Origin of the sequence: Ochrobactrum sp. EDr1-4 (assembly GCF_049199085.1) — a bacterium.
Classification (GTDB): domain Bacteria; phylum Pseudomonadota; class Alphaproteobacteria; order Rhizobiales; family Rhizobiaceae; genus Brucella.
The window spans coordinates 1,228,084-1,252,893 of sequence record NZ_JBLZOF010000001.1 but is presented as its reverse complement, the minus strand read 5'-3'; the positions used below and the strand labels follow the sequence as shown (position 1 = coordinate 1,252,893).

Below are 24,810 nucleotides of genomic sequence, written 5' to 3'. Positions count from 1 at the left end.
GGTTATAACGTGCCGAAAATGGTGGTTTTTGAGAACCGGCGCGCAGCGTACTTAAAGTACGTGAGCACCGGAAGCGCAGAAAAGCGCCATTTGCAGGCCGTTAGAGCCGAAATCTCTGGGTTAGTCCCGGACGTGACCGACGTAAGGTAGCTGCCGGAACGAGTGTGCGACGTCCATGCCATAGCCGACGACGAAATAGTCCGGGCATTCGAAAGCAACAAAATCTGCATCCAGATCAACCTTGCGCCGCACGCTCTTGTCGAGAAGAACGGCAATGCTGACGCTGCGCGCACCACGTTCGATCATCAGTTCACGCACAAATTTAAGCGTCTTGCCTGATTCGAGAATGTCATCGATCAGAAGAACGTCACGGTCTTTCACATCGCTGTCGATGTCGCGCAACAGACGCACTTCGGTGCTGGTCGTACCCTTGCCATAGCTTGAAACCGTGATGAACTCGACGTCCGGTTCAACACCCGCATCGTGCATGGCGCGAATAAGATCGGCTGCGAAGATAAATGAGCCTTTGAGGATCGAAATAGTCAGCAGATTGTGAAAATCGCGTCCTGCTATTTCTTTTGCCAGCGCGAGATTACGCGCAGCGATTTCCTCCGGGCTGAAAAGCACGTCGATGGTTTTTCCGCCAACCTGAGGCATCTGCTGCGTCTCCTGATTTATAAGCATAACTTCGCTCTGAAAGGCACGCTCTATAGCACGCTTTCAGAAAAATGCACCCTCTTGAAGAGCACGAGTTTGAGAACATCTAAAGTAAGCATAATCATTTGCCATTTCATTGGTTTGATGTAGCGTGCCTGCCATGCATCCGGACATTATCGAACTCCGCTCCTTTTATGAAACCACCCTTGGCCATCTCGCCGAGCGGTCCATTCGCATGGCGCTTGCGGCACTGTGGGGGCATGTTCCAGGTGAGCGACTTGTGGGGCTTGGATATAGCCTCCCCTATCTCGACCGTTTCAGCGCAGATACCGAACGAAGCTTCGCATTCATGCCTGCAGGACAGGGTGCCGTTGCATGGCCGTCATCGGGCAAATCAAGCACCGCTCTTGTCTTCGACGAAGAACTGCCGCTGCCTGATTCTTCGATTGATCGTGTGCTGATGGTTCATGCGCTCGAATATGCCGAAAACGCCTCAGAAACGCTGAAAGAAATGTGGCGTGTGCTGGCTCCCAATGGACGGCTCGTCATTGTGGTTCCGAACCGACGTGGTGTCTGGGCTCGTCTCGACCGCACGCCATTCGGCAGTGGCCGGCCCTATAGCCGCACACAGTTGACTGCCCTGCTGCGCGAAGCCAATTTCAGCGTCAACACAGTCAGCAATGCATTGCATTTTCCGCCCGTGAAACGTCGCTGGATGATGCGTCCTTGCATGGCAATTGAAGGTATTGGTCGCAAGCTCTGGCCACTGTTTTCCGGTGTTCTGGTCGTCGAAGCGCAGAAACGCCTTTATCAAGGCCTGCCTGTCGCACAACGCTCATCGCGTCGTGTCTTTGTGCCGGTTCTGGCCCCACAGGGAACACCAGTTAGCGGGTTGAGAAAAACCGCGTCAAAAGAACCCAAAAAATAGCGCTGCAACCTTTCACAGTAAGGTTTTTCTCGACTTGAACGCGGCAGAGGTTTATGCCCGCTACGCAACCTTAACATCAGTCCTTTTGGCGGAGCCAAAATCATGACCAATACGCAAGACCTTTCCCGTCCCCAGCCTAAAACCGGCCTGCTAGATATCGCAGCCTATGTACCAGGCAAGGAACACGTCGAAGGCGTTGCAAAGGTCTATAAGCTCTCCTCCAATGAGACGCCAATCGGCCCCAGCCCTCATGCAATCGAGGCCTATCGACATTTGGCTGATACGCTTGCGATTTATCCGGACGGTCAGGCGCAGGCATTGCGCGAGGCAATCGCTGAATCTCAGGGGCTTAACATCGGTAACATCATCTGCGGCAATGGCTCGGATGAATTGCTCGGCCTGATCTGTCAGACCTATCTGGCTCCGGGCGATGAAGCCATCATCACCGAACATGGTTTTGCGGTTTACAAAATCCAGACGCTTGGCGCTGGCGCAACGCCTGTGACGGTAAAGGAAAAGAACGAGCGCATCGACGTCGATGCAATTCTGGCCGGCGTAACACCACGCACAAAGATCGTTTTCATTGCCAATCCAGCCAATCCGACCGGCACCTATCTGCCGTTTGAGGAAGTGCGTCGTCTTCATGCAGGCTTGCCGAAGAACGTTCTGCTAGTGCTGGATGCTGCCTATGCAGAATATGTTCGTCGCAATGATTATGAGTCCGGTCTTGAACTGGTATCGTCGAACGAAAATGTCGTTATGACACGCACCTTCTCGAAGATTCATGGCCTGCCAGGTCTTCGCATTGGCTGGATGTATGCGCCATTGCACATCATCGATGCGGTCAATCGTATCCGTGGGCCTTTCAACATGAATTCGGCAGCAATTGCTGCCGGTGCTGCCGCGATCCGCGACCGCGCTCACGTTGTAAAGTCAGTCGAATATAATGAAAAATGGCTGTCGTGGCTCACAGACGAATTCACGAAGCTTGGCCTTCGCGTCACTCCATCGGTCACAAACTTCCTGTTGTTCCATTTCCCGGAAAATTCCGCACATTCGGCAGATAAGGCGGATGAGTGGCTCTGCAAGCATGGCTATATCCTGCGTCGTGTGGGCGGCTATGGCTTCCCCAATGCATTGCGTATGACGGTCGGCACGGAAGAGGCTAATCGCGGCGTTGTGGCAGCTCTGACCGAGTTTTTGAAGTAAGACGATGTCCACGATCCATTTCGAGAAAATCGCGCTCATTGGCATTGGTCTCATCGGCTCATCGCTGGCGCGTGTCGTTCGCCGTGAAGGCCTTGCCAATCATATCGCCATTGCAACACGCAGTGCCGAAACATTAAAGCGCGCCGAGGAACTCAACCTCGGCGACAGCTACTCAACCGATAGTGCTCTAGCCGTCAAAGATGCCGATCTCGTTATCGTTTCGGTTCCTGTCGGCTCGTCGGGCACAGTTGCCAGGCAGATTGCTGCACATCTGAAACCCGGAGCAATCGTTACCGATGTCGGCTCGACGAAAGCTTCGGTGATTGCACAAATGCAGCCGGAATTGCCTGAGAATGTGCATTTCATTCCCGGCCACCCGCTTGCAGGTACGGAATATTCCGGTCCGGATGCGGGTTTTGCCGAGCTGTTCAACAATCGCTGGTGCATTCTCACGCCACTGCCAGACACGGATCAGGCAGCGATAGACAAGCTTTCAGCCTTCTGGACAGCTTGCGGTTCACGCCTTGATCAGATGGACCCGCAGCATCATGATCTGGTGCTGGCGATCGTCTCGCATCTTCCGCATATCATCGCCTACAACATCGTCGGTACTGCCAGCGATCTTGAACAGGTGACAAAATCAGAAGTCATCAAATATTCGGCTTCAGGTTTCCGCGATTTCACACGTCTGGCTGCGTCCGACCCAACCATGTGGCGCGACGTCTGCCTGCATAACAAAGATGCGATCCTCGAGATGCTGGCGCGCTTCTCGGAGGATTTGGCGTCCTTGCAGCGCTCGATCCGTTGGGGCGATGGCGATGCACTGTTTGATCTATTCACCCGCACGCGAGCGGTACGGCGCAGCATCATCGATGCCGGGCAGGAAGTTGACGCACCGAACTTCGGGCGACAGGCGGCTTCCCAAACAAGCGACAAGAAATAAAAAAAGGGCAGTATGTGATACTGCCCTTTTCTTTATAGGTTGGGCAAACGCCCTAGTGGGATAAAGCCAGCGCTGGCTTTCCCCTTACGAATGGTAATATCAATAACAGGGTTGCCATTTTCGTCTTTCGGCATGGCGGAGAGAGCAAAAAGAGCGGTGGCTATATTGCCGCCCTGCTCTGGAAATACCGTCTGTCCGGCCTGCGCGAATGATTGCGAGTTGACCATGGTGACTTTCAGGTCAGCATCGATTTCACCTTGCTGGCCAACTGAAAAAGGCCCTGCAACCGTCAACATTGCGCCATTCGGCATTGACAGAAATGCTTGATTGATAACGCCACTATGACCGCGCATCCGTTCGTTAAATGGTGCAGAACTTGGAGCAAGGAAAGTCGCGGCATCAGCAACAGCTATATCGACCAGTCCATCAATTTCTGGGCTTTTGGCATTACCAATGACGTATGGTTCAAGCTTTAGACCGGCGAAACGACCGTTGATCTTGAGCTGACCTTCCTCATTGCTCATACGGAAATTCATCTGCTCTAGCTTGCTGATCTGCTCCGTGGTCGTGGTTTCGGTTCGCAACCCGACCATGACGTCACGTGCGGTTAGCTCAATCTCGGTTGGAAAAGGTCGTGCTAGACGCGTGTTGGAGGTAAATTTTTCCCAGTTGATTTCGAGCGGCTGCACACCCGGAAACTCGACAAAAGCTGGGCCTGTCAACTCATTGCTCAATGATCGTGGCGCATAGACGGGAGAACCAGACGTGAAGCGCCCGGCACGCAGCGCCATTCCCTCAGAAGGCTTCTGCCATGAGATACTGGCACAAACCACATTCACGCGAAGCGGATAACCGCCCATATGGAGGTTTTCACACTGAACACCAACGCCCTGCGATGCCAGCTTGGCTATGTCAGCCTTAGCGCGTACTTCGATCTTATCGGCAGCATAAAACCAGCCAGCCGTATAGGCGGCTATCAGCACAAGAACGATAATCGCAATTGTGATCGGACGCTTTCTGGATTTTTTGGTTCCAATACCAGCATGCGCCATAGAAAAAGCCTTTGTTTATTAAGCTGCTTTATCAGCCGGGCAACGCATAAGTGACTCTGCCCATTTAAAAACACGAGATAATCTGCTGTCTTCAACACGTGGCTATATTATGGCAAGATTGAGTCTTGTGAAGTTGCGCCAATTAAAAAATACGGGATATCTTGGGACCGCAGATAAAAAGCTGCCATATTCGCAATTATAGATATTAGATTATGGAAATGCGCGCAAATAACAGTCCATTGAATGACTTCTGGGTATTCGGATACGGTTCGCTGATGTGGAAACCGGGCTTCGCTCATGTGGAGACCGTGCGCGCACGTCTGCATGGCTATCGCCGCAGCCTTTGCATCTATTCGCATGTTCATCGTGGCACCCCCGACCATCCCGGCCTTGTATTGGGACTGGATGCCGGTGGATCATGCCTTGGAATTGCCTTCCGCGTTCCGGGCGATATGACCGATGAAGTGATGGTCTATTTGCGTGAGCGAGAAATGTCGCATCAGGTTTATCATGAAAAGCGACTGCGTCTGCGTTTGGCAGATGGTCGCGACGTTGAAGCCGTGACTTACGTGGCAGACCGCCGCCATGAGCAATATGCGGGGTCGCTTAAGCCTGAAGATGCTGCTGCAATTGTAGCTTCTGCACATGGCGAATCTGGCGCAAATGTCGATTACGTTGCCAACACACTCGAACATCTGCACAATATGCGGGTTCGTGATCATACGCTTGAGCATGTGACGGACCTCGTGCGTAAAAACATCGAACTCAATCGACACTCATTATAAATTTCTTCGCTAATGCAATTTTCCTCGCGGCCCAAACATCGCCAGCGCGTTAAAAATTCTAATTACGCGATGCCCCAACCCTTGTTCTTGCCCGATGCAACCGCTACATCTCGGCAAGTTCTCAAGGAGAAGTTTTTATGATCGCATTGTTCCGCACCATTGATCTGGCGCTCGATATCTATACGTGGATCATCATCGCAAGTGCCATTTTCTCATGGCTCTATGCGTTCAACGTCGTCAATTCTTCCAACCGCTTCGTGGCTTCAATCGGTGAATTTCTTTACAAGGTTACAGAGCCGGTTCTGCGCCCAATCCGCAATATTTTGCCCAATCTTGGCGGCATCGATCTTTCGCCGATCGTCCTGCTGCTGATTATCTTCTTCATCCGTCAGTTCATGTGGACGACGCTGCTTCCAGCACTTTTGTAAGAAGAAAAAGCAACACGACAAACAAAAACGCCCGGATTTTCATCCGGGCATTTTTTTAAACCATATAAGATCGATTATTGTTCTTAGCGCGTTCAATCGCTTCAACGATGAACTTGCGCGCGTAATCTTCATCACCCCAGTCGCCGATCTTAACCCACTTACCTGGTTCCAGATCTTTGTAGTGCTCAAAGAAATGCGCAATCTGCTTGAGTGTGATTTCCGGAAGATCGGAATAATCATGCACTTTTTCATAGCGCTGAGTCAGCTTAGGCGAAGGAACTGCAATGATCTTCTCGTCCTTACCGGAATTGTCTTCCATGACCAGAACGCCGATTGGACGGCAGTTAATCACGCAACCCGGGATCAGCGGACGGGTATTGCACACCAGAACGTCAATTGGATCGCCATCTTCTGAAAGCGTATGCGGAACAAAGCCGTAATTGCCCGGATAGGTCATCGGCGTATAAAGAAAGCGGTCCACAATCAGGGCACCAGCTTCTTTGTCCATCTCGTACTTGATCGGCTGTCCGCCAACTGGCACTTCGATAATTACGTTGATGTCTTCTGGAGGATTGTTACCAATCGAGATAGCATCAATATTCATGATGGGTCCTTTCGTATCGCGCTCTGATAACGGGTTTCATGTTTGCGTGCAAGAAAAACGAAGTTTCAACAAAACGTGACGAATTGTCGTTCCCTCTGACGTAACAAAGCGCATTCGAGTTATTGGGAGGTTTCGGTTATTTCACTGAGTTCCTTCAACCGTTGCACGGCTGTCGGTGGCATTGGGGGTGCATTCACATCACGACTTGCTGCAACGAGCAGTTCATCACAAGCCGTCTCTGTCGTTTCGATCAAACGACGCAAAAACTCTTCTTTCTCAAGTCCTGCTGGAATAAGCGGCAAAACCCTGCAACGAATTGTGCCGGGAAAACGAAAGAACTTGCGTCGCGGCCAGTAAAGCCCGGCATTGTGTGCAATCGGTAAAACTGGAAGTTTGAGCGCATCATAAAGATGCACGATACCATATTTGTACTCCGGCGGCGCTCCCGGTGAACGACGTGTTCCTTCAGGATAAATCAGAATCTGGCGTCCTTCAGAAATCGCCTTCTGCGCACCAACTGTGATCGAATGCAGTGCCTTCACGCGCGATCCACGGTCAACCGGGATCATTTCCATTTTCGCGACATACCAGCCAAACAGAGGTATCCGCATCAACTCACGTTTGAGGATCAGAACCGGATCATCCAGCTGCGGTAGGAATGCATAAGTGTCCCATGCCGACTGATGCTTTGGCGCGACGATATAAGCGCCTTCAGGAATATTTTCGAGGCCTTCAATCACGTAGTCGGTGCCTGCAATATATTTTTGCAGCCACAAATTAACGCGCGCCCATGTTTTCGGCACGATCCATGCCTTTTTGCGCGGAAGCAAAAAGTAAAACGGTGTGTAAAGGACCATCTGCACAAATGTGCCGATGTAGAAGGCGAGATTAAACAAAATGGAGCGCAGATAGAGAAGCATCGTATCGGCGATAACCTTGGTTATGCCCATCGCTCCACATTTCAGCGTGTGAACCGATCAAGCAAAGAAACGGAGAGCTTTTCCGAGAAAGCAGCGGCACTCGATATATCAGGAAGCAGAGAATTTTCCATAAGGAAATCGTTTTGCAAGACGATCAATTGCGCACGGTCTCGAAAGGATTAGGCGGCTTCGCCGAAAATCTTCGCTCCGCCCACGCGAATGGCTGCGCCGATATATTTGATGTATTCGATAAACAGCACGCGGAGCGTATCGCTTTCAGCCACCCAGCTATGAGCACGCTTCTCACCATTAACCACCGGATAAGGCACAAATTCCACATCCTGCATCCGCGATGACATCTCAAGAATACTGCGTGGGATGTGGTAATTGTTCGTAACGACAATCACCCGATGATACTTGTTGGCGCGTATCCAGCGTTCGCTTTCAGTTGCATTCCCCACCGTATTAAGCGCAGAACGATCAAGATCGACGCAACAGTTAAACAGGCTCGCATCCGTGTGTGTGGCGCGCTGCAAATCTTTTTCATTGGTCGAAGGATGCACACCACTGATCAATAGCCGCTTGCCCTGCTTATCTTTCAAAAGATCAAGCGCCGCCTGAATACGCGACTGACCGCCTGTCAAAACCACAATTGCATCAGCAGGCGTGTCCAATGCAGGCGATTGCATGCTTGTCACTTTCTCACTGAACGCAACAAAGCCGATCAGAAAGGCGACAATCACCAAAAACAGAAAAATGGAAACAGGCTGAAGTCGACGGAATACACGCATTAAAAGCGACCATAGAAATTTAGCGCCCGCCAGTGCAAGGCCAGAAGGCGCGTCGATAGTGCTACTGCGGCGCCATACCACAGCGCCCATACGCCCCCCGGCTTCCTTGTCTGCCGCTGCATCATTGCTTTCCCGATACTCAACTGCGTGTTCGTTCGACCTACCATCATAGCTACCATTGCGGCGATATGTCGGAAAGCTGCCAGAAACTCGCGATTTGCGATCGGTATTAGCAAAAAAAGACGTCATTCAGCACGCACTCCCGGCCCATCCATCGTCGCGAGTTGACGGACAACCGTCAGCCGACTTGTCAGCATCGTCAGAAAGCTCACAAGAATGATGATTGCAGCAGCACCGAAATAACCCTCACGGCCAATCGCGAAATTGCCAAACATCGCTGCGGCCTGATCGCCAGCAGGCGTTCCCATACGTCGGGACGCCCACCAGGAGAAGCATAGGAAAACGAACATAGCTGCCCCGCCGCCAAACAAGGCCCCTTTGAGCGCTGTCCGGAAGAAGTGCCATTCAAATTCACGCGCAACAAACTTTGATTCTGCGCCAATAAAATGCAGAACCTCGATAATATGGCCGTTGCCTGACATCGCCCCGCGCGTAGCGAAAATCACCGTCAAAACTGTTGCAGCGATCACGAGTGACAGAACTCCAGTACCTATAAGCACCGTCGTATTGGCCATTGAAACGAGCCTGTCGACCCATGTGCGATGATCATCAAAACTCGCACTTGGAATAGCCCGCGAAATCTCCGCACGCATGGTTTCAAAGTCAGGCGGTGCGTTTTCATCGATGGTGACAACGACGAGACGCGGCACAGGCAGTTCGTCGATATTCAGACCACTGCCGAGCCATGGCTCAAGCAGCCGTGCAGTTGCGTCCTTGTCGATAATATTGGTGTCTTTGACCCCGGAAAAGCCGCGTGCAATACCGCTGGCATCCGACAGAGCCTTTTCCATGTCCAACCCGTCAACAGGCCTGATCTGGATGGTCGCCTCACGAGCAATCTGGCTTTGCCATTGCGCAGCCGATGTTCGCACAAGTGTAACGCCACCAAGCGTGAGGCAGGCAAGAAAGGTCATGATCGCAATCACAGTGACCAAAGCCGTCCCGGTCACACTTCCATCAGGAACAATGGGATTTGGCCCCTGACGCTTTCTGCGTTTACCAATGCGCACCAGCAGCATATCTTTGAGGTCTTCAAAGCGTATGCGCAGATCGTCCATGATCTTGGCGAAAGCGTTCTGCCTGTTTCTGCTCGCATTATTCATAAATATCGAGCCGCCCATGTTCTATGATCATACGGCGTGCATTGACCTGATCCATCAAAGACAAATCATGTGTCGCAATAATAACTGCAGTGCCCGAACGATTAAGCTCAGCAAAAAGCCGTAACAAACGTTTTGCAAGTGGCGGATCGACATTGCCTGTCGGTTCATCAGCCAAAAGCAGTTCCGGCTGATCGATCAGCGCACGCGCAATCGCTGCACGCTGCTTTTCACCACCAGAAAGTACTGGCGGTAGCACGTTCATGCGATCACCAAGTCCAACCCAATGCAGCAGCTCTTCAACTTCGTGACGATAAGTGGCTTCTTCCTTGCCGCGTACACGCAAAGGAAGTGCAACATTTTCATAGGTCGTCATATGATCGAGCAGACGAAAATCCTGAAACACAATTCCAATGCGGCGCCGAAGTAACGGCACGTCCTTATGGTCGAGACGCGCGACATCTTTACCAAAAATGTTGATAAGTCCACGCGTTGGCTTCAGTGCCATGAACAGCAGCCGAAGCAGCGAGGTCTTCCCCGCGCCTGACGGACCAGTCAGAAACTGAAATGAACGCGGCGGAATATGGAAGCTGACATCCTTCAGGATCTCAGGCCCCATGCCATATCTCAGGCCAACATTCTCAAAACGTATCACCGCTGCGCTTCTCTGAATTGTCCGCACACCAATCGGTGCTGCGGATGAAATCTAATTTAAAATGACCTTTAACCTCCATGGTTAATGTGAGGTTAATTATGTCGAAATCGCTCGTAAAAATTACGAGAGACTTGATTTTCTATAACGCAGAAAAATTGGGCAAATCTTGGGGCGGACACACCAAAACACTCCGCAAAAAATAATTGCGGCATAAACGATGCAAATTAATAACCAAAACGGATACGGGTTATTCCCAGCAGCCCAGGTTACGGCCTTTGAGATTATGGGAATCAATGTCAGTGACGAGGCGCGCGTCTTCCCGCAACAAAATCATCGTCGTGCGCTGTTTAAGATCAATCCTCTGCCAACCTGCACATTCCGTTGGCATTGGCGGCCTGCTATCGATCCTGACAGTTTCTGACCATGTCGTCGCGGTGCAGCCGGAAACAGCCGCGCTGATGCCAATTACCATGGCGGATTGTAGAACCAGTCTGCATGTTCGTGCCTGAAATTGAATATTCAAGACTGGCAACTCCCTAAAACGCCCCACGAAACACCCGCTTACCAAGATCGATTTCATCGCAATTATCTGCATGAACAAGCTTCTTATAGCCCGCGCTCACCCATCACCGCAATATACTCGACGAAAACAAGCATGATTTAAATTAAGGCGCAAAAGCGGCTAAATTACGGATTTATCAAGTATATTTGATAAATTAGCAAAACTTTAAATAACTAATGACGAGATAAATCAAAACTTGATCGTAGTATTAAATATTAGAAATATTCATAAAACAAACCAACGATAAAATGTAATTGAAGCTAAAAATAGCTAGATATATATTTGAGAAATTGATTCGCATTGGCATTATCACGACACCAACACTGGGGACTTCCATGTTGAATAAATTGTCTGCGGAATTTTTCGGAACATTCTGGCTTGTTTTTGGCGGCTGCGGCAGCGCAATCTTTGCTGCTGCTTATCCTGAACTCGGTATCGGCTTTGCCGGTGTCGCTCTCGCTTTCGGCCTGACCGTCCTTACAATGGCTTATGCCGTAGGTGGAATTTCGGGTGGTCATTTTAACCCAGCCGTCTCGCTTGGCCTTCTGGTCGCCGGCCGTTTTGAGGCCAAAAATCTCATCCCTTACTGGGTTGCGCAAGTTTTGGGCGGCATTGCTGCAGCGGCGATTCTCTATCTCATCGCCACAGGCAAAGCTGGCTTTACGGTGGGCGGTTTCGCATCCAATGGTTATGGCGAACTTTCACCCGGCGGCTATAGCCTCACCTCTGCACTGATTGCAGAAATCGTGCTGACAGCCTTCTTCCTCATCGTGATCCTCGGCTCAACATCGTCTTCTGCGCCAAAGGGCTTTGCACCAATCGCTATTGGTCTTTCCCTTACGCTGATCCACCTGGTGGCCATCCCGATCAGTAACACCTCAGTTAATCCAGCACGTTCAGCAGCTGCGGCTCTCTTTGCCGAAACCAACGCGCTCGGCCAGTTGTGGTTATTCTGGGCAGCTCCGCTGGTTGGCGCGGCCATCGGCGCAATCATCTGGAAAGGCCTTCTCGGTAAGGACTGACCAACAATACAAATGCGGAATCATCGAAAAGACCGGCTTAGGCCGGTCTCTTTGCTCGAAAACTGAGACTTGGAAGCAAACTACACCAACTCTTTCATAAAATTTCGATTCTCCAAGAAAAAGTGATCATTGCTCGCAATAAATTACTGTAAGAAAGAACTCCCTTTCACAGATGTTCTGAGCAATGTCCCCCAGCACTGATGCCACCCACGCGGATCGCTACGCCGCATTCCGCCATACGTCGTTCAAAAAATACTGGGCCGCGCGCTTTCTAAGTGCCTTTGCCGTTCAGATCGTCAGCGTCGCTGTCGGCTGGCAAATTTATGATCAGACCCGCGATGCATTCAATCTTGGTATGGTCGGGCTTGTGCAGTTTCTGCCTGCCCTGCTGCTGGTGCTCTTTACAGGCGCTGCAGCCGACCGCTTTGGCCGTCGCCTTGTCATGGGCTTGTCGCTCATATTGGAAGCCGGTGTCACAGCATTTCTGCTGCTGCTCACGCTTTTCAGTGATTTCGAACCGATGATCGTCTTTGCGGCGCTGCTGGTGTTCGGCATTGCCCGTGCGTTCCTCGGACCGTCCTCGGCTTCTCTTGTTGTGAACCTCGTCCCGACAGAAGATTTTGCGAATGCAGTTTCGTGGAATTCTTCGGCATGGCAGGTCGCAACGATTGTTGGTCCGGTTGCCGGTGGGCTGCTCTACGGAATTTCGCATGTCGCTGCTTATGGCATTGCAACGGTCTTTCTCGTTGCAGGCTCAGTGCTGATTTTTTCTATCCCGAAACCGAAACAGCACACGACGATGGAGGAGCGCTCGCTCACCTCCATGCTTGCTGGTTTCCGCTATATCTGGAAAGAAAAGATCGTTCTGGGTGCTATCTCGCTTGATCTTTTCGCCGTTCTGCTTGGTGGAACAGTTGCGCTTTTACCGATATATGCGCGCGATATTCTCGATCTCGGACCTTGGGGTCTAGGCCTGCTGCGTTCAGCGCCGGGGATTGGTGCGGTTCTCACCGCGATCTGGCTTGCTGGTCATCCAATCCGCGATCATGCAGGCCGCGTAATGTTCTTCTTCGTCGGCATGTTCGGCCTGTTCAATATCATCTTTGGCGTCTCGACAATCGTCTGGCTGTCGATTGTAGCACTGGCCTTAGCGGGTGCTGCCGATATGATCAGCGTCTACATCCGCGAAACGCTGATGCAGCTCTGGACACCAGACCACGTGCGCGGACGCGTAAATGCGGTCAATATGGTGTTTGTCGGCGCATCGAATGAGCTGGGCGAATTCCGTGCAGGGCTTATGGCTGCGGCCATTGGTGCAGTGCCTGCGGTTGTTATTGGCGGAATAGGCTCTATTGCTGTTGCAGCTGCATGGGCTGCGATGTTCCCGCAACTGCGCAAAGCGCGCAATCTGCAAGGGCGCACCTAGCTCCCGATCACTGCGTCAGGCTTCTGGCGCGGTGATATTTCCGGCCTGAACACGCGTTTCGATCTGATCCCGATCTTCAGCTTTGATGCCAATAAGATCGGCCACACGCCACATCACATCAACCTCGACTTCGCTTGCAACACCATCGGCATAGACGATGTTCCACATCAACGCGATAAAATCGAGCCGGGCTTGATAATCAAGATGCCGTTTGAGAACAGAGGTAAAATCCGAAAGGCTGATTGATTCCTGATCAGCCTCTTCGGCGGCGCGAATAAGCTGCTTAAGGGCATCGCCCTTCAGTCCATATTTCTGCGCAAGCATGGCCGAAAGCTTAGCACGCTCTACCTCACGCGCATCACCGTCAGCATCCATGATGTGAAACATCAATGCTGCCGCAGCCAGTCTCGGATCATCGTCGGAAAACTTTTCGCCCCGCTCACGCAAACCATTTCCGGGCAACTCTTTCAGAAAATCCAGCAACCGCTCGAACATTCACCCTCGCCAAGTCTCAAACCGCAAAAGACCAACTCGGTCTGCTCTTCTTTAGAAGCTTTAAAACTAGCGAGATGAAAATATGAGACAAGACTGTAAAGCGACGATGCCGCCTTTCAACAGCGAAAGACGGCATCGTCGTGGTCTTTAAGCAACAATTTACCCGCTACAAAGGCCAGATCAGAACAGGCGAAGCCCGTTTTGCGACTTTTGCGACGTCTTACGTTCATCAACGCCGGGATCATCCACAATGATATGGGCCGTCCGTTTTTTGTCTGTCTCGTCAATATCCGGCCCAGCTGCATCAATAATTGCTGGCTTCTCTACCTGCTGAATTTCAGGCTTTTCTGGCTGTGGCTTTACCTCAACAGGCTTCGGCTTAGGCAGGACCACTTCCGCTTCGATAACGTCGTCAATCTGCGGCTTGGGCTTAATTTTTTCAGCTGGAATAATTGCATTGTTTTTTACAACAGGTTCGGAAACAGCCGCAGCAATCTCAGGCTTTTCCACTTCAATCACCGGTGAAAGCTGCTCGACAGGTACTTTCCATTCAAAGCTGTTCAGGCGTCCGGTCACTGGCGATACAGGCGACCACTGTTCAGACACATAGCCATCAGCCGTCCATGCCGGATCGCGCGGTGCTTTAACCGCCTGCGCAAGCAACTGACGCACCTTGCCCTGATCGCCGGTCTCTGCCTCTTCAATATCGGCAAGCAGCAGATAGGCACTTTCGCGTGGCGAGCCGCGCAACACCTTATCGGCATTTTCTCGCGCCAGACGATAATCACCCGCATCATAAGCAGCCCGAGCAAGTGCCAAACTGCCTTCGGCATTGTTTGATCTCAGCGTCACCAAGTGCTTTGCCCGCTTGAGACGATCCTGCACGGTGTCGCCAGAACGGCCATAAATATAGGTCGATGCAATATCTGGATGCGGCGCGCGCTTCCACGCAGCCTCAAGAATCTTCGACCCCTTGCGCACTTCGCCATCGGCAAACAATGCTCGCGCTGCAACGACAGCTGCTGGCACCAGATCAGGCGCAAGTTTGTTGGCTTCAAGAGCAATCGCCTTGGCATTTGCGTGATCGACATCAACCGTTGCGATTGCTTTCGCCGTCAGAAGTGCAGCACGCTCCTTCTTCACAACATCCTTGCTATGCGAGAGCGCCTGTTTACGTGCATCAACCAGTTTGAGCGCACCATCCCAATCGCCTTCCGAGCAGAACTGCCCCATCACGGCTGAGGATGCCCATTCGAGCTGTGGTGCATGTTTTGCGGCTTCTGTCGCATAGTGACGTGCGGCTTCTCGTGCACCCATGCGCTGCGCCTCGATATAAAGTCCGCGCAAGCCAAGAAGTCGGGTTTCGGGGTCCTCAACCATGGCCTCAAATGCCTTGCGCGCATCATCCGACCGGCCTTCAAGCATGGCCGTTTGAACTTCCAACAACTTGATCATCGGTTCAAGATCAGGATCAAGCAACGTGCCTGCCTGCTTTGCCATACGGCGCGCGGCTTCCGCATCCCCTGCACCTGCAGCAATCAAGCCTGTTGAAAGCGACTGATATCCCCGGTCGCGTTTGCGCGAACGAAAATGACGACGCAACGTGTAAGGCGACTGAATGGTGCTTTTGATTACCCACCAGATGATCAGAATTGCAGCCACAATTGCCACTACACCTGCGGCAGCGGTAATCAGTGGGACGTTGTAATGATTGCCAGCAAAGGTGACATCAAGCTCGCCCGGACGATCCGCAAGCCATGAGAAGCCAAATCCCAGAACAACGACAATAGCGAAGTAAAAAATCACACGCAGCATAGACGCCTCCTTAGTTTGGCGCCGTGGCGTCTGTTGCGGTTTTTGGCTTAATGCTTTCGGTTACGACGCGCTGGATAAGCGCATCAGCGTCGTGACGCGCTTTTAGCTGGCTCGCAAACTCTGCCGAAACAGCTTTTGCATCAGGCGTGAGCTGCTCCCATTCGGAAATGGCACGCTCCAGATCACCGGCATGAAGCGCTGCTTCCATTCGGGCAGTCGTTGGACCCGCACCGGTTCCGCTGACATTGCCCGCAACCGGACGCACACTCACAAGCCCCTTTGCGCTCGCAAGGAGCTGATCCCAAACGCCAGCATCAGCGGGCAGCTTATTTTCAGTAGCAATGATTTTGTTAGCGACAGGCCCAAACCATGCATTCAGATCAGCAACTGTCGGCACACCTGAATGCGCAAAGGCATTTAGACCTTCAATTGTCTTATCCTGCGGAGCAACGGAGGCATATGTATCAAGCTCAGCCTTATAAGAACCACCGCGATCAATCGCAGTCTTTAGCGCATTGGCTGCAATCAATACAGACGCATCAGGCTGGCGCGCACTCTCACTGACCTTACCCTCAAGCGAAACCAGCTTCTGTTCAAGGTTAGAAATCGTGCCACTATTGCCGGAAACACCAGCTGCGGCCTGATCAGCCTGATTCTTCGCATCACTTAACTGCGTTTCAAGCGCACTGAGGCGCTCGGTTAACGCCGAAACATCAACAGGCGCGGCATCCGCCTTTGGAAGCGACGCAAATTGCTGCTGAACTTCCGTCAAAGTCCCAGCCACGGCCTCCGCCTTGATTTCAGCCGCCTGGACGTTTTTCTGCAAATCAGCAAGCTGCGCCTTGCTGGCATCGTCGAGCGACGCGGGCGCGGGATTGGAGCGCAAGTCCGCAATCTGCTGTTCCATATGGGCCAGCTGTTCAGCTGTCACCCTAGCGCCCGGCGATGGCACAACATTGCCCCATTGCAGCGCAAAAAGGCCCGCCAGTGCAATCACACCGCCTGCAACACCCGCCAGCAGATGAGAGCCACCTGAACCCGATTTCTGTGCTGGTACGGAAGTAGCTGCACTAGCACGTGGTGCCTCCGGCTTCACTCCCGCCGTAAAGGGCGGCTTTTCTGTCTTCGTTTCTGGCTTAAACGCTGGCTTTTCTTCTGGCTTGGGTTCGGTTTTCATCGCCGCATCCCCAACTGGCTCAGCGGCAGGTATCGCTTTCGGCGTTGCTGCTTCGTCAACGCGTTGAACATCCGACGGATCAAGATTGATCGTCACGGGCTTATTGGCCGGTTTGGAATGCCGCGGAGTGCCAGATTTCGCCATGGGTCCTCTCGGTGTAGAAATAATGTTTCTAAAGCTTATCAGATAAAATCGCGAGATGAAGGAAGGTTGCGCTCAAAAGAGTCAAAGTTTGGAAAACAAACGAAAAATTCCTTGCTCGTCAGGATGGTCTGCTATGAGCGCCTGCGCCTTGCATGTCTCTGGTAATTGCTCAGCAACGCGGCCAGAAATACACAAAAACCGCGTATCCGAGCCAAATGCAGCCTCAATCTGCGGCATTATCCGGGCAAAATATTGGGCCGCAACGCCCGAATAAAGCAGAACCGCGACAAATAGACTTTTGGGCAAAAGCGCTCTGACTTCTTCTTCGGAATAGCCAATCTGCTCAACGTCATAAACATCGCAGACCTGCATTTTGAGGCCAGCCTGCAATACTCGCTCTTCAAAGATCGGCTGACGTATCCGCCCCGCGAGATACAAAACCTTTGCGCCTTCCGGCAAATGCTCTGCCATACACGACGCCAGACGAACGGCATCGCCGCCGCCCTCGATAACCCTCTCAAAGCCCGCATAACGCGCAGCGCGCGCCGTGCCTTCACCGACAGCAAACAGCGGCAGCGATTTATAAGGCTTCAGAAACTCATCCTTCACGTGCCGGAAGGCATTGGCGCTGGTTACAGTAAGCGCGTCGAAGGATTGATTCTCGACAGAAAATTCCAGAGTAACAGTACGGCTTAAAGGCATCAAAACCGGCGAAAAGCCGAGTGCGGCAAGCTTTGCTGCCGTCACGGATGCCGATGGTTCAGGCCTTGTTATCAGAACTGAACCGCGCGTTCCGGTCTTGTGCTCTGCTGTCAATGTTACTCCCAGCCCTCAAAGAAATCGGCACCCGCTTGCGCCCGCACGCGCTTGGCGGCATCTGACCCAAGCTCAGCTGCATCCGATGCCAAACCCTCTGCTGTGACTTCATGCGCCTCACGACCATCCGGTGTGAGAATCATGCCACGGAATGAAATCGTGTCACCATTCACAATCGCAAGACCGGCAATTGGCGTGCGGCAGGAGCCGTCAAGCGTCGCCAAAAATGCGCGCTCACAGGCCAGCGCCACATGCGTATCATGATGCGCCAGCGGCTTTAACAATGCGTCGATTTTTTCATCACCAATACGGGTTTCAATCCCGATTGCACCCTGTCCGGGCGCAGGCAGAAACACCGATGGCTCAAGCAAGTCGGTAATCACATCTGCCAAATCAAGCCGCCGCAAACCAGCACAGGCGAGGAATGTCCCATCCACTTCGCCTTCTTCAAGCTTGCGCAGACGCGTCTGGACATTGCCGCGAAACATCACCACCTGAAGGTCGGGACGAAGCCGCTTGATCATCGCCTGACGGCGCAACGAAGACGAACCGACCACTGCACCCTTCGGCAGATCAAGAAAACGCTTAGACGTGCGGCCAACAAAAGCATCGCGAGGATCTTCGCGCTCAAGGAATGCGGAAAGATGAAGACCTTCCGGCAAAACTGTCGGCATATCCTTGGTGGAATGCACAGCCAGATCAATACGGCCATCTTTCAGCGCTGCTTCGATCTCTTCGGTGAACAGCCCCTTGCCGCCAACCTGCGACAGCGGGCGATCCTGAATGCGGTCTCCGGCAGTGGACATCGGCACGATTTCAATCGCATCTTCGCTCAGGCCGTGCGCGGCAATCAGACGGGAACGGGTTTCATAGGCCTGCGCGAGCGCAAGCTTGCTGCCTCTAGTGCCAATCTTCAAGGATGCTGTTTGCATATCGCGCCGTCCATGATACCGGGTTTCTAAAATATTTACGTAAGATTACGAGACAAGCAGGGTCTAACCGCAAATGCGCGTTCTTGGAATAGAAACAAGTTGCGACGAAACAGCCGCCGCCATCGTTGAACGTGACGATAGCGGCAAAGGGCATATTTTGTCCAATGTGGTGCTCAGCCAGATCGCCGAACACGAACCTTATGGTGGTGTGGTGCCGGAAATTGCCGCCCGCGCCCATGTTGAAGCGCTCGACCAGCTCGTGAAACGTGCGCTCAAAGACGCCAATGTGAAGCTCGAAGACGTGGATGCAATTGCCGCGACTGCCGGTCCAGGTCTTATCGGCGGGCTGATTGTTGGCCTGATGACTGCCAAGGCCATGGCCATGGCAGCGAACAAGCCGTTTTATGCGGTCAATCATCTAGAAGGCCACGCGCTCACTGCTCGACTGACTGACAACCTCCCGTTTCCTTATCTGTTGCTGCTGGTTTCCGGCGGTCACACGCAGATGGTTCTTGTGCGTGGTCTTGGCGATTATGAACGCCTTGGCACAACAATCGATGATGCTCTGGGCGAAGCTTTCGACAAAACCGCCAAGCTGATGGGGCTGCCTTATCCCGGTGGTCCAGCGGTTGAGCGCATGGCAATGCAGGGCGACCCGAAACGTTTCCCGCTGCCAAGGCCACTCAAGGGTGAAGCACGGCTCGACTTCTCATTTTCAGGCCTCAAGACAGCCGTGCGGCAGACTGCAACGGAACTTAGCCCGCTTTCTGATCAGGATGTAGCCGACATCTGCGCATCGTTTCAGGATGCTGTTGCCGACACTTTGTCAGATCGTGTGAAGCGCTCGCTAGAGCGGTTCAAGCAAGAGTTCCCGGATTGTGCTACCCCCTCGCTAATCGTTGCGGGGGGCGTTGCGGCCAACAAGACCTTACGCGCATCTCTGGAAAAGCTTTGCGAAAAGCACGGTTTCAGCTTCATCGCACCGCCGCTCAATCTCTGCACCGATAATGCAGCAATGATCGCATGGGCAGGCGCCGAGCGCGCTGCAACCAAAGCTCCTGATTCGCTTAACATCGCACCGCGCTCACGCTGGCCGCTTGATGAAAAATCGACACCCATGTTCGGCACCGGGCGACGCGGAGCAAAAGCATGAGCGAGCGAGCTAAAATTGCGGTGCTAGGCGGCGGCGCATGGGGAACCGCTCTTGCAGCCATGGCAGCCATCAGCGGTCACGACGCATGGCTTTATGCTCGCGATGCGCAAACCGTCGCCCATGTGAACGACCAGCGCCGCAATCCTGCTTATCTTGGCGAGATCGAATTGCCCGAAGGCATTCACGCCAGCACGGACGCCAAAGCAGTACTTGAAAATGCCAACGCAGTTCTTGTTGTCCTGCCCGCACAGGCGATGCGCAAAGGGCTATTGGAATTAAGCGCACTTATTCCACAATCAGCTCCTGTTATTCTCTGCGCCAAGGGCATTGAGCGCGACACCGGACGACTGATGTCGGAAGTGGTGGCGGAAGTTCTGCCACACCACACAATAGGCGCACTCTCCGGTCCTAGTTTCGCAACGGACGTGGCGCGTGGCCTGCCAACAGCGGTGACGATTGCTTGCGAAGATGCAGCCATTGCCGATCAACTGGCGGCGATGCTCTCTGGTCCCGCCTTCCGCTGCTATTCAACCACTGATCTCAAAGGTGTTGAAATCGGCGGAGCGCTTAAAAACGTGCTGGCGCTTGCAGCAGGTGCTGCCATCGGGCGCGGTTATGGTGCCAGCGCACAAGCAGCCCTTGTTACGCGCGGATTTGCCGAACTCCGCCGTGTTGCGCAGGCCATGGGCGCAAAGCCAGAAACCATCATGGGTCTTTCAGGCCTTGGCGATTTGATGCTGACCTGCTCGTCATCGCAATCGCGCAATTATTCCTACGGGTTGGCAATCGGCCGTGGTGAAGACCTCACCAACCGCCCGCTGGCAGAAGGCGTGGCAACCGCTCCGATTGCTGCTGAGCTTTGCAGACAACATGATGTGCCTGCGCCGATCATTTCGGCAGTTGCGGCACTTCTTGCAGGAAAAATCACGATTGATGAAGCCGTAACAGCGCTTCTTAACCGACCACTCAAGACTGAGGATTAAGGCATGATCCCGAAAAGTGGGAAGCCCATTTCGGACCAGATCATGCCCAAACAAGAAGGTTAGAATAACATGCTTTTTGCTCTTCTGTGCAACGACAAGCCCGATCATCTGCAAGTGCGCCTTGATACGCGCCCGGCCCATCTCGACTATCTTAAAGGCCTTGGTGACGTGCTAAAATTTGCAGGCCCATTCCTTGGTGAAGACGGCAAGCCAAATGGCAGCCTCGTTGTCGTAGAAGCAGCCGACAAAGCCGAAGCTGAAAAGATCGGCGCGAATGATCCTTACGCACTGGCTGGACTTTTTGCTGATGTAACCGTGCGCCCATGGAACTGGGCGATTAACAATCCAGCAAACGCATAAGGGCAGATCATGGCTTACTGGCTGTTCAAGTCTGAACCATTCAAATGGTCATGGGAAATGCAAAAAGCCCGTGGCGAACAAGGCGAACAGTGGGACGGCGTGCGCAACTATCTGGCACGCAACAACATGCGCGCCATGAAGATCGGCGATAAAGGCTTTTTCTACCATTCTAACGAAGGTCTGGAAGTAGTCGGCATTGTCGAGATTTGCGCCCTTTCGCACCCCGACAGCACCACCGACGATCCGCGTTGGGATTGCGTGGACATCAAAGCTGTGCGCGATGTGCCAAAGCCTGTCACATTGAAAGACGTGAAAGCCAATCCAAAGCTCGAAAAGATGGCGCTCGTTACATCCATGCGTCTTTCGGTGCAACCAGTGACGGAAGATGAATGGATTGAAGTCTGCCGCATGGGCGGACTGGACGCTAAAGATATTTAATGCTTGATCCGGCACATAAGGCGACGCGTGATTTCATATTGGCCAATACTGGCCTGCAAGCGCCGCCGCACGTGCCGGAAATCAATCTCCATCTGGCCGATGAAGCGCATGACCTTTGGCATAAGACCGAGGAAGAACTGGCAACCATCGGCCTGCCGCCGCCTTTCTGGGCCTTTGCCTGGGCGGGTGGTCAGGGCGTTGCGCGCCATATTCTTGATCACCCGGAAACGGTCTTCGGCAAAACTGTACTGGATTTCGCTTCCGGCTCAGGTCTGGTTGCCATTGCAGCCATGAAAGCGGGCGCAAAAAGCGTTAAGGCTTCCGATATTGATCCATTTGCGCTGCCAGCTATCGAAATCAACGCGGCTGCAAACAACGTTACTATCACCCCGACACTCACCGACCTGATCGATCAGGATCATGGCTGGGAAGTCGTGCTTGCGGGTGATGTGTTTTACGAGAAGCCGCTCGCGGATCGTCTGATCCCTTGGTTTTCAAAATTGGCAGAACGCGGTGCCCGCATCATTGTTGGTGATCCGGGCCGTTCCTATCTGCCCAAAGACCGGCTTGAGCAGCTTGCCGTTTACACAGTGCCCGTCACCCGTGCGCTTGAGGATGCAGAAGTCAAACGTACGACTGTCTGGACGTTTTTTTAACGTTACCTAGGCGAATTTCTTCGCACCAGCCACACAAAGCACCACCACACCAGCTGTCAAAACCATGCCCATGCTGACCGGTTCACCGGCAATCGATGCAGCCAGCATCAGGCCGAAGAATGGCTGTAACAATTGCAGCTGTCCGACGGCTGCCGCACCGCCTTGCGCAAGGCCGCGATACCAAAAGAAAAAGCCAATCAGCATGGAAAACAGCGTTACATAGGCAAGCCCGCCCCATGCCATAACGCCGATTCCAGCCCATGTTTCTGGACGGGTTAGAATGCTGAGCGGCAGCATCACTGGCAACGAAAACACCAGCGCCCAGCAAATCACCTGCCAGCCACCCAGTCTGCGAGAAAGGCTCGCGCCTTCTGCATAACCCAGCCCGCAGACAATGATCGCGCCGAGCATCAGCACATCGCCCAGCAATGTTGACTGGCTCCCCTGCCCGTAAGCATAAGACGCAACAATAGCGCTACCCACAACCGAGAACAGCCAGAACAGCGGCCGTGGGTTTTCGCCGCCGCGCAGTACGGCAAACACAGCTGTCGCCAAAGGCAGCAGGCCGATAAAGACAATCGCATGGGCCGAGGTCATGTGTTGCAGCGCAATGCCTGTTAGCAATGGAAAGCCCACCACCACACCAAGCGCCACTACAATCAGCGAAACAACGTCATTTCGGCTCGGAAATGGCGCGCGGAAAACGAGCAGTAGCGCGAGCCCCAACAGGCCCGCAATCGAAGCTCGTGCCATAGTTAAAAAAGTCGGGTCTATATCAATGACGGCCAAACGCGTGGCTGTCAGTGACCCGCTGAAAATAAGAACGCCAATAAATCCGTTAATCCAACCCGCAGTCTTGTTCATATGTCTTTTCGATCTGTTGCAGTTTCATGTAGATGATTCTGGCAAAGTGTCGTGAATTCGGCAAAATAAGCAGAGACAGTTTCCGTACAATTTTGCTAAACTGTACTGATACGAAGGATGGTACAGATGATTTCAACGGGCCTGTTGCGCAGTCTTGAAGCAGTGGAAGCAGCCTATCTTGGCGGAAACAGCGAAGAGAAAACGAACGCTGAAAAAATCTCGCTCGTTGACAAAGTCATGACCATCATTCGTGACCGCATTGCTGCCATGAGCCTCGCGCCCGGAGCGCGTCTGCCATCGATCCGCCGCTTGGCCGAAACCATGAATGTCTCTAAATCCACTGTGGTTGAAGCCTATGACCGGTTGGTGGCTGAAGGTGTTATTCAGTCACGCCGGGGTGCAGGTTTTTATGTGTCTGAGCGCGGACGCCAACCATTTACCGTTGCCGCAACCACGCCCCACAAAGACCGGCAGATTGACCCTTTCTGGGTCATGCGCCAATCTCTTGAAGCTGATATCGAGACTTATAAGCCCGGTTGTGGCTGGCTACCCGATGAATGGCTGCCGCTTGAAGGCATTCGTCGTGCCATGCGCGCAATCGCCCGCGATGAGAACAGCAATCTTACGACTTATGGCGAACCTCTTGGCTTCCGCCCTTTGCGCAACCATCTGGCGCGCAAACTGTCTGAACAGGGCATCGATATGTCCGGCGGCGATATCTTGCTGACCGATTCAGGCACCCACGCAATTGATCTCATCTTCCGCTTTCTGTTGCAGCCTGGCGATACCGTGCTGGTCGACGATCCCTGCTATTTTAATTTTCAGGCAGCGCTTCTCTCACATCGCGTAAAGCTTATTGGCATCCCTTATGCGCATACTGGCCCCGATCTGGAGGCCTTTGCAAAGGCTGCTGAGGAACACGCGCCGAAGCTCTATATTTCCAATGCAGGACTGCATAATCCCACAGGTGGCACGATGACACCTGCCATTGCACACCGTTTGCTGAAGCTTGCGGAAATCCATAACATAACACTGGTTGAAGATAATATTTTTGGCGACTTTCATCCATCGCCAACACCACTTCTTGCCGAACTCGACGGCTTTGATCGCGTGCTGCATATGGGCAGTTTTTCAAAGACGCTCTCGGCTGCGGCTCGCGTTGGCTATATTGCCGGTCGTCGCGACTGGATCGATGGATTGACCGATCTCAAGCTTGCAAGCACATTTGCGGGCAATACTGTCTCGGCACAAATCGTGCATTCACTGCTAACTGACGGCACCTATCGCCGCCACATCGACAGCCTGCGCGCCAAGCTCGCCGATGCTATGACGCTGGTCGCTAAGCGACTGAAGGCTACCGGACTTGAAATATGGACCGAGCCACAAGGCGGGATATTTCTCTGGGCGCGATTACCCGAAGGCATGGATTCAGGCCGCATCGCAGCCTATGCGCTTGAGAAAAATGTTCTTCTCGCGCCCGGCGACGTATTCAGCCCATCGCGCAGTGCCACGCGCTATCTTCGTTTCAACGTTGCGCAATCGATAGAGCCATATATCTATACCGTTCTCAGTGATGCCATGCGCGAAGCGTCGGTGTGAGCGCATCCCGAAAAGTGTGAAACGGTTTTCGGACAAAGGTGCGCGTAGGGCAAAAGCATTAGGCCGCTAAAGCCGAAAACAACTTCAAGCAAAAGCAATGCAGTCAGTCTGCGCAT

The 24,810-nt window shown here is 52.9% G+C and carries 27 protein-coding genes; 13 read left to right on the top strand and 14 right to left on the bottom strand.

Annotation, left to right across the window (positions count from 1 at the left end; genetic code table 11):
- Positions 1 to 120: 120 nt before the first annotated feature.
- Positions 121 to 657 (bottom strand): hypoxanthine phosphoribosyltransferase, encoded by a 537-nt coding sequence (gene hpt / locus ACOZHT_RS06170; protein ID WP_310013294.1) that lies wholly within the window; start codon positions 655 to 657, stop codon positions 121 to 123.
- Between the two features lie 160 nt (positions 658 to 817).
- On the opposite strand from hpt, the gene ACOZHT_RS06165 reads away from it, so the two are divergent.
- The 3 genes from ACOZHT_RS06165 to ACOZHT_RS06155 all read left to right on the top strand — a co-directional run bounded on the left by ACOZHT_RS06165 (position 818) and on the right by ACOZHT_RS06155 (position 3,737).
- Complete coding sequence (locus tag ACOZHT_RS06165; protein WP_339508980.1) at positions 818 to 1,585, top strand: class I SAM-dependent methyltransferase; 768 nt, start codon at positions 818 to 820, stop codon at positions 1,583 to 1,585.
- A 102-nt stretch (positions 1,586 to 1,687) separates the two neighbouring features.
- Entirely contained in the window at positions 1,688 to 2,794 is a 1,107-nt protein-coding gene (gene hisC, locus ACOZHT_RS06160; RefSeq protein ID WP_339508981.1) for a histidinol-phosphate transaminase, read from the top strand.
- 4 nt (positions 2,795 to 2,798) lie between these two features.
- Positions 2,799 to 3,737, top strand: coding sequence for a prephenate/arogenate dehydrogenase family protein (locus ACOZHT_RS06155; RefSeq protein WP_339508982.1), 939 nt, complete (start codon positions 2,799 to 2,801; stop codon positions 3,735 to 3,737).
- A 32-nt stretch (positions 3,738 to 3,769) separates the two neighbouring features.
- Here the strand turns inward: ACOZHT_RS06155 and ACOZHT_RS06150 are convergent, their stop codons facing one another.
- Positions 3,770 to 4,789, bottom strand: a complete 1,020-nt coding sequence (locus ACOZHT_RS06150; RefSeq protein ID WP_339508983.1) for a DUF2125 domain-containing protein — start codon at positions 4,787 to 4,789, stop codon at positions 3,770 to 3,772.
- A 218-nt stretch (positions 4,790 to 5,007) separates the two neighbouring features.
- Here ACOZHT_RS06150 and ACOZHT_RS06145 point away from each other — a divergent pair, with 218 nt between their 5' ends.
- Both ACOZHT_RS06145 and ACOZHT_RS06140 read left to right on the top strand, forming a co-directional pair.
- Positions 5,008 to 5,574: a gamma-glutamylcyclotransferase gene (locus ACOZHT_RS06145; protein WP_339509500.1), complete on the top strand. Its 567-nt coding sequence runs from the start codon at positions 5,008 to 5,010 to the stop codon at positions 5,572 to 5,574.
- A 137-nt stretch (positions 5,575 to 5,711) separates the two neighbouring features.
- Positions 5,712 to 6,002: a YggT family protein gene (locus ACOZHT_RS06140; RefSeq protein ID WP_250041585.1), complete on the top strand. Its 291-nt coding sequence runs from the start codon at positions 5,712 to 5,714 to the stop codon at positions 6,000 to 6,002.
- A gap of 55 nt (positions 6,003 to 6,057) precedes the next feature.
- Here the strand turns inward: ACOZHT_RS06140 and ppa are convergent, their stop codons facing one another.
- The 6 genes from ppa to ACOZHT_RS06110 form a co-directional block, all read right to left on the bottom strand.
- Entirely contained in the window at positions 6,058 to 6,606 is a 549-nt protein-coding gene (gene ppa / locus ACOZHT_RS06135; protein WP_421565376.1) for an inorganic diphosphatase, read from the bottom strand.
- 119 nt (positions 6,607 to 6,725) lie between these two features.
- Entirely contained in the window at positions 6,726 to 7,526 is an 801-nt protein-coding gene (locus ACOZHT_RS06130) for a 1-acyl-sn-glycerol-3-phosphate acyltransferase (RefSeq protein ID WP_339509501.1), read from the bottom strand.
- 179 nt (positions 7,527 to 7,705) lie between these two features.
- Positions 7,706 to 8,566, bottom strand: a complete 861-nt coding sequence (locus ACOZHT_RS06125; protein WP_339508985.1) for a YdcF family protein — start codon at positions 8,564 to 8,566, stop codon at positions 7,706 to 7,708.
- On the bottom strand, positions 8,563 to 9,555 hold the full coding sequence (locus ACOZHT_RS06120; RefSeq protein ID WP_421565400.1) for a cell division protein FtsX: 993 nt from the start codon (positions 9,553 to 9,555) through the stop codon (positions 8,563 to 8,565). Before ACOZHT_RS06120 ends, ACOZHT_RS06125 begins: the two co-directional genes overlap by 4 nt.
- A 37-nt stretch (positions 9,556 to 9,592) precedes the next feature.
- On the bottom strand, positions 9,593 to 10,252 hold the full coding sequence (gene ftsE, locus ACOZHT_RS06115; RefSeq protein WP_421565375.1) for a cell division ATP-binding protein FtsE: 660 nt from the start codon (positions 10,250 to 10,252) through the stop codon (positions 9,593 to 9,595).
- 247 nt (positions 10,253 to 10,499) lie between these two features.
- Positions 10,500 to 10,775: a hypothetical protein gene (locus ACOZHT_RS06110; RefSeq protein WP_310013269.1), complete on the bottom strand. Its 276-nt coding sequence runs from the start codon at positions 10,773 to 10,775 to the stop codon at positions 10,500 to 10,502.
- Positions 10,776 to 11,149: 374 nt separating this feature from the next.
- Here ACOZHT_RS06110 and aqpZ point away from each other — a divergent pair, with 374 nt between their 5' ends.
- A complete protein-coding gene (aqpZ, locus tag ACOZHT_RS06105) occupies positions 11,150 to 11,836 on the top strand; it encodes an aquaporin Z (RefSeq protein WP_339508987.1) in 687 nt (228 codons plus the stop codon).
- A 184-nt stretch (positions 11,837 to 12,020) separates the two neighbouring features.
- The gene (locus ACOZHT_RS06100) at positions 12,021 to 13,262 is read left to right on the top strand and encodes an MFS transporter (protein ID WP_339508988.1); all 1,242 of its coding nucleotides are present in this window, start codon (positions 12,021 to 12,023) and stop codon (positions 13,260 to 13,262) included.
- 15 nt (positions 13,263 to 13,277) lie between these two features.
- Here the strand turns inward: ACOZHT_RS06100 and ACOZHT_RS06095 are convergent, their stop codons facing one another.
- The 5 genes from ACOZHT_RS06095 to hemC all read right to left on the bottom strand — a co-directional run bounded on the left by ACOZHT_RS06095 (position 13,278) and on the right by hemC (position 18,641).
- On the bottom strand, positions 13,278 to 13,757 hold the full coding sequence (locus tag ACOZHT_RS06095; protein WP_339508989.1) for a TerB family tellurite resistance protein: 480 nt from the start codon (positions 13,755 to 13,757) through the stop codon (positions 13,278 to 13,280).
- Positions 13,758 to 13,937: 180 nt separating this feature from the next.
- The gene (locus tag ACOZHT_RS06090) at positions 13,938 to 15,572 is read right to left on the bottom strand and encodes a heme biosynthesis protein HemY (RefSeq protein ID WP_339508990.1); all 1,635 of its coding nucleotides are present in this window, start codon (positions 15,570 to 15,572) and stop codon (positions 13,938 to 13,940) included.
- Positions 15,573 to 15,582: 10 nt separating this feature from the next.
- Complete coding sequence (locus tag ACOZHT_RS06085) at positions 15,583 to 16,893, bottom strand: COG4223 family protein (protein WP_339508991.1); 1,311 nt, start codon at positions 16,891 to 16,893, stop codon at positions 15,583 to 15,585.
- Positions 16,894 to 16,974: 81 nt separating this feature from the next.
- Positions 16,975 to 17,709: a uroporphyrinogen-III synthase gene (locus ACOZHT_RS06080; protein WP_339508992.1), complete on the bottom strand. Its 735-nt coding sequence runs from the start codon at positions 17,707 to 17,709 to the stop codon at positions 16,975 to 16,977.
- A 2-nt stretch (positions 17,710 to 17,711) separates the two neighbouring features.
- Positions 17,712 to 18,641, bottom strand: coding sequence for a hydroxymethylbilane synthase (gene hemC / locus ACOZHT_RS06075; RefSeq protein ID WP_339508993.1), 930 nt, complete (start codon positions 18,639 to 18,641; stop codon positions 17,712 to 17,714).
- Positions 18,642 to 18,714: 73 nt separating this feature from the next.
- On the opposite strand from hemC, the gene tsaD reads away from it, so the two are divergent.
- The 5 genes from tsaD to ACOZHT_RS06050 all read left to right on the top strand — a co-directional run bounded on the left by tsaD (position 18,715) and on the right by ACOZHT_RS06050 (position 22,231).
- Complete coding sequence (tsaD, locus tag ACOZHT_RS06070) at positions 18,715 to 19,794, top strand: tRNA (adenosine(37)-N6)-threonylcarbamoyltransferase complex transferase subunit TsaD (RefSeq protein WP_339508994.1); 1,080 nt, start codon at positions 18,715 to 18,717, stop codon at positions 19,792 to 19,794.
- Positions 19,791 to 20,777 carry an NAD(P)H-dependent glycerol-3-phosphate dehydrogenase gene (locus ACOZHT_RS06065; protein WP_339508995.1) on the top strand — a complete coding sequence of 329 codons (987 nt, stop codon included), beginning with the start codon at positions 19,791 to 19,793 and terminating at the stop codon, positions 20,775 to 20,777. Before tsaD ends, ACOZHT_RS06065 begins: the two co-directional genes overlap by 4 nt.
- A 69-nt stretch (positions 20,778 to 20,846) precedes the next feature.
- Positions 20,847 to 21,137 (top strand): YciI-like protein, encoded by a 291-nt coding sequence (locus ACOZHT_RS06060; protein WP_112814527.1) that lies wholly within the window; start codon positions 20,847 to 20,849, stop codon positions 21,135 to 21,137.
- Between the two features lie 9 nt (positions 21,138 to 21,146).
- Positions 21,147 to 21,575 (top strand): EVE domain-containing protein, encoded by a 429-nt coding sequence (locus ACOZHT_RS06055; protein WP_339508996.1) that lies wholly within the window; start codon positions 21,147 to 21,149, stop codon positions 21,573 to 21,575.
- Positions 21,575 to 22,231: a methyltransferase gene (locus ACOZHT_RS06050; protein ID WP_339508997.1), complete on the top strand. Its 657-nt coding sequence runs from the start codon at positions 21,575 to 21,577 to the stop codon at positions 22,229 to 22,231. Before ACOZHT_RS06055 ends, ACOZHT_RS06050 begins: the two co-directional genes overlap by 1 nt.
- A 6-nt stretch (positions 22,232 to 22,237) precedes the next feature.
- On the opposite strand, the gene ACOZHT_RS06045 is transcribed toward ACOZHT_RS06050, so the two are convergent.
- Complete coding sequence (locus tag ACOZHT_RS06045; RefSeq protein WP_339508998.1) at positions 22,238 to 23,095, bottom strand: DMT family transporter; 858 nt, start codon at positions 23,093 to 23,095, stop codon at positions 22,238 to 22,240.
- 126 nt (positions 23,096 to 23,221) lie between these two features.
- On the opposite strand from ACOZHT_RS06045, the gene ACOZHT_RS06040 reads away from it, so the two are divergent.
- Positions 23,222 to 24,694 carry a PLP-dependent aminotransferase family protein gene (locus ACOZHT_RS06040; RefSeq protein WP_339508999.1) on the top strand — a complete coding sequence of 491 codons (1,473 nt, stop codon included), beginning with the start codon at positions 23,222 to 23,224 and terminating at the stop codon, positions 24,692 to 24,694.
- The last annotated feature ends 116 nt before the right edge of the window (positions 24,695 to 24,810 follow it).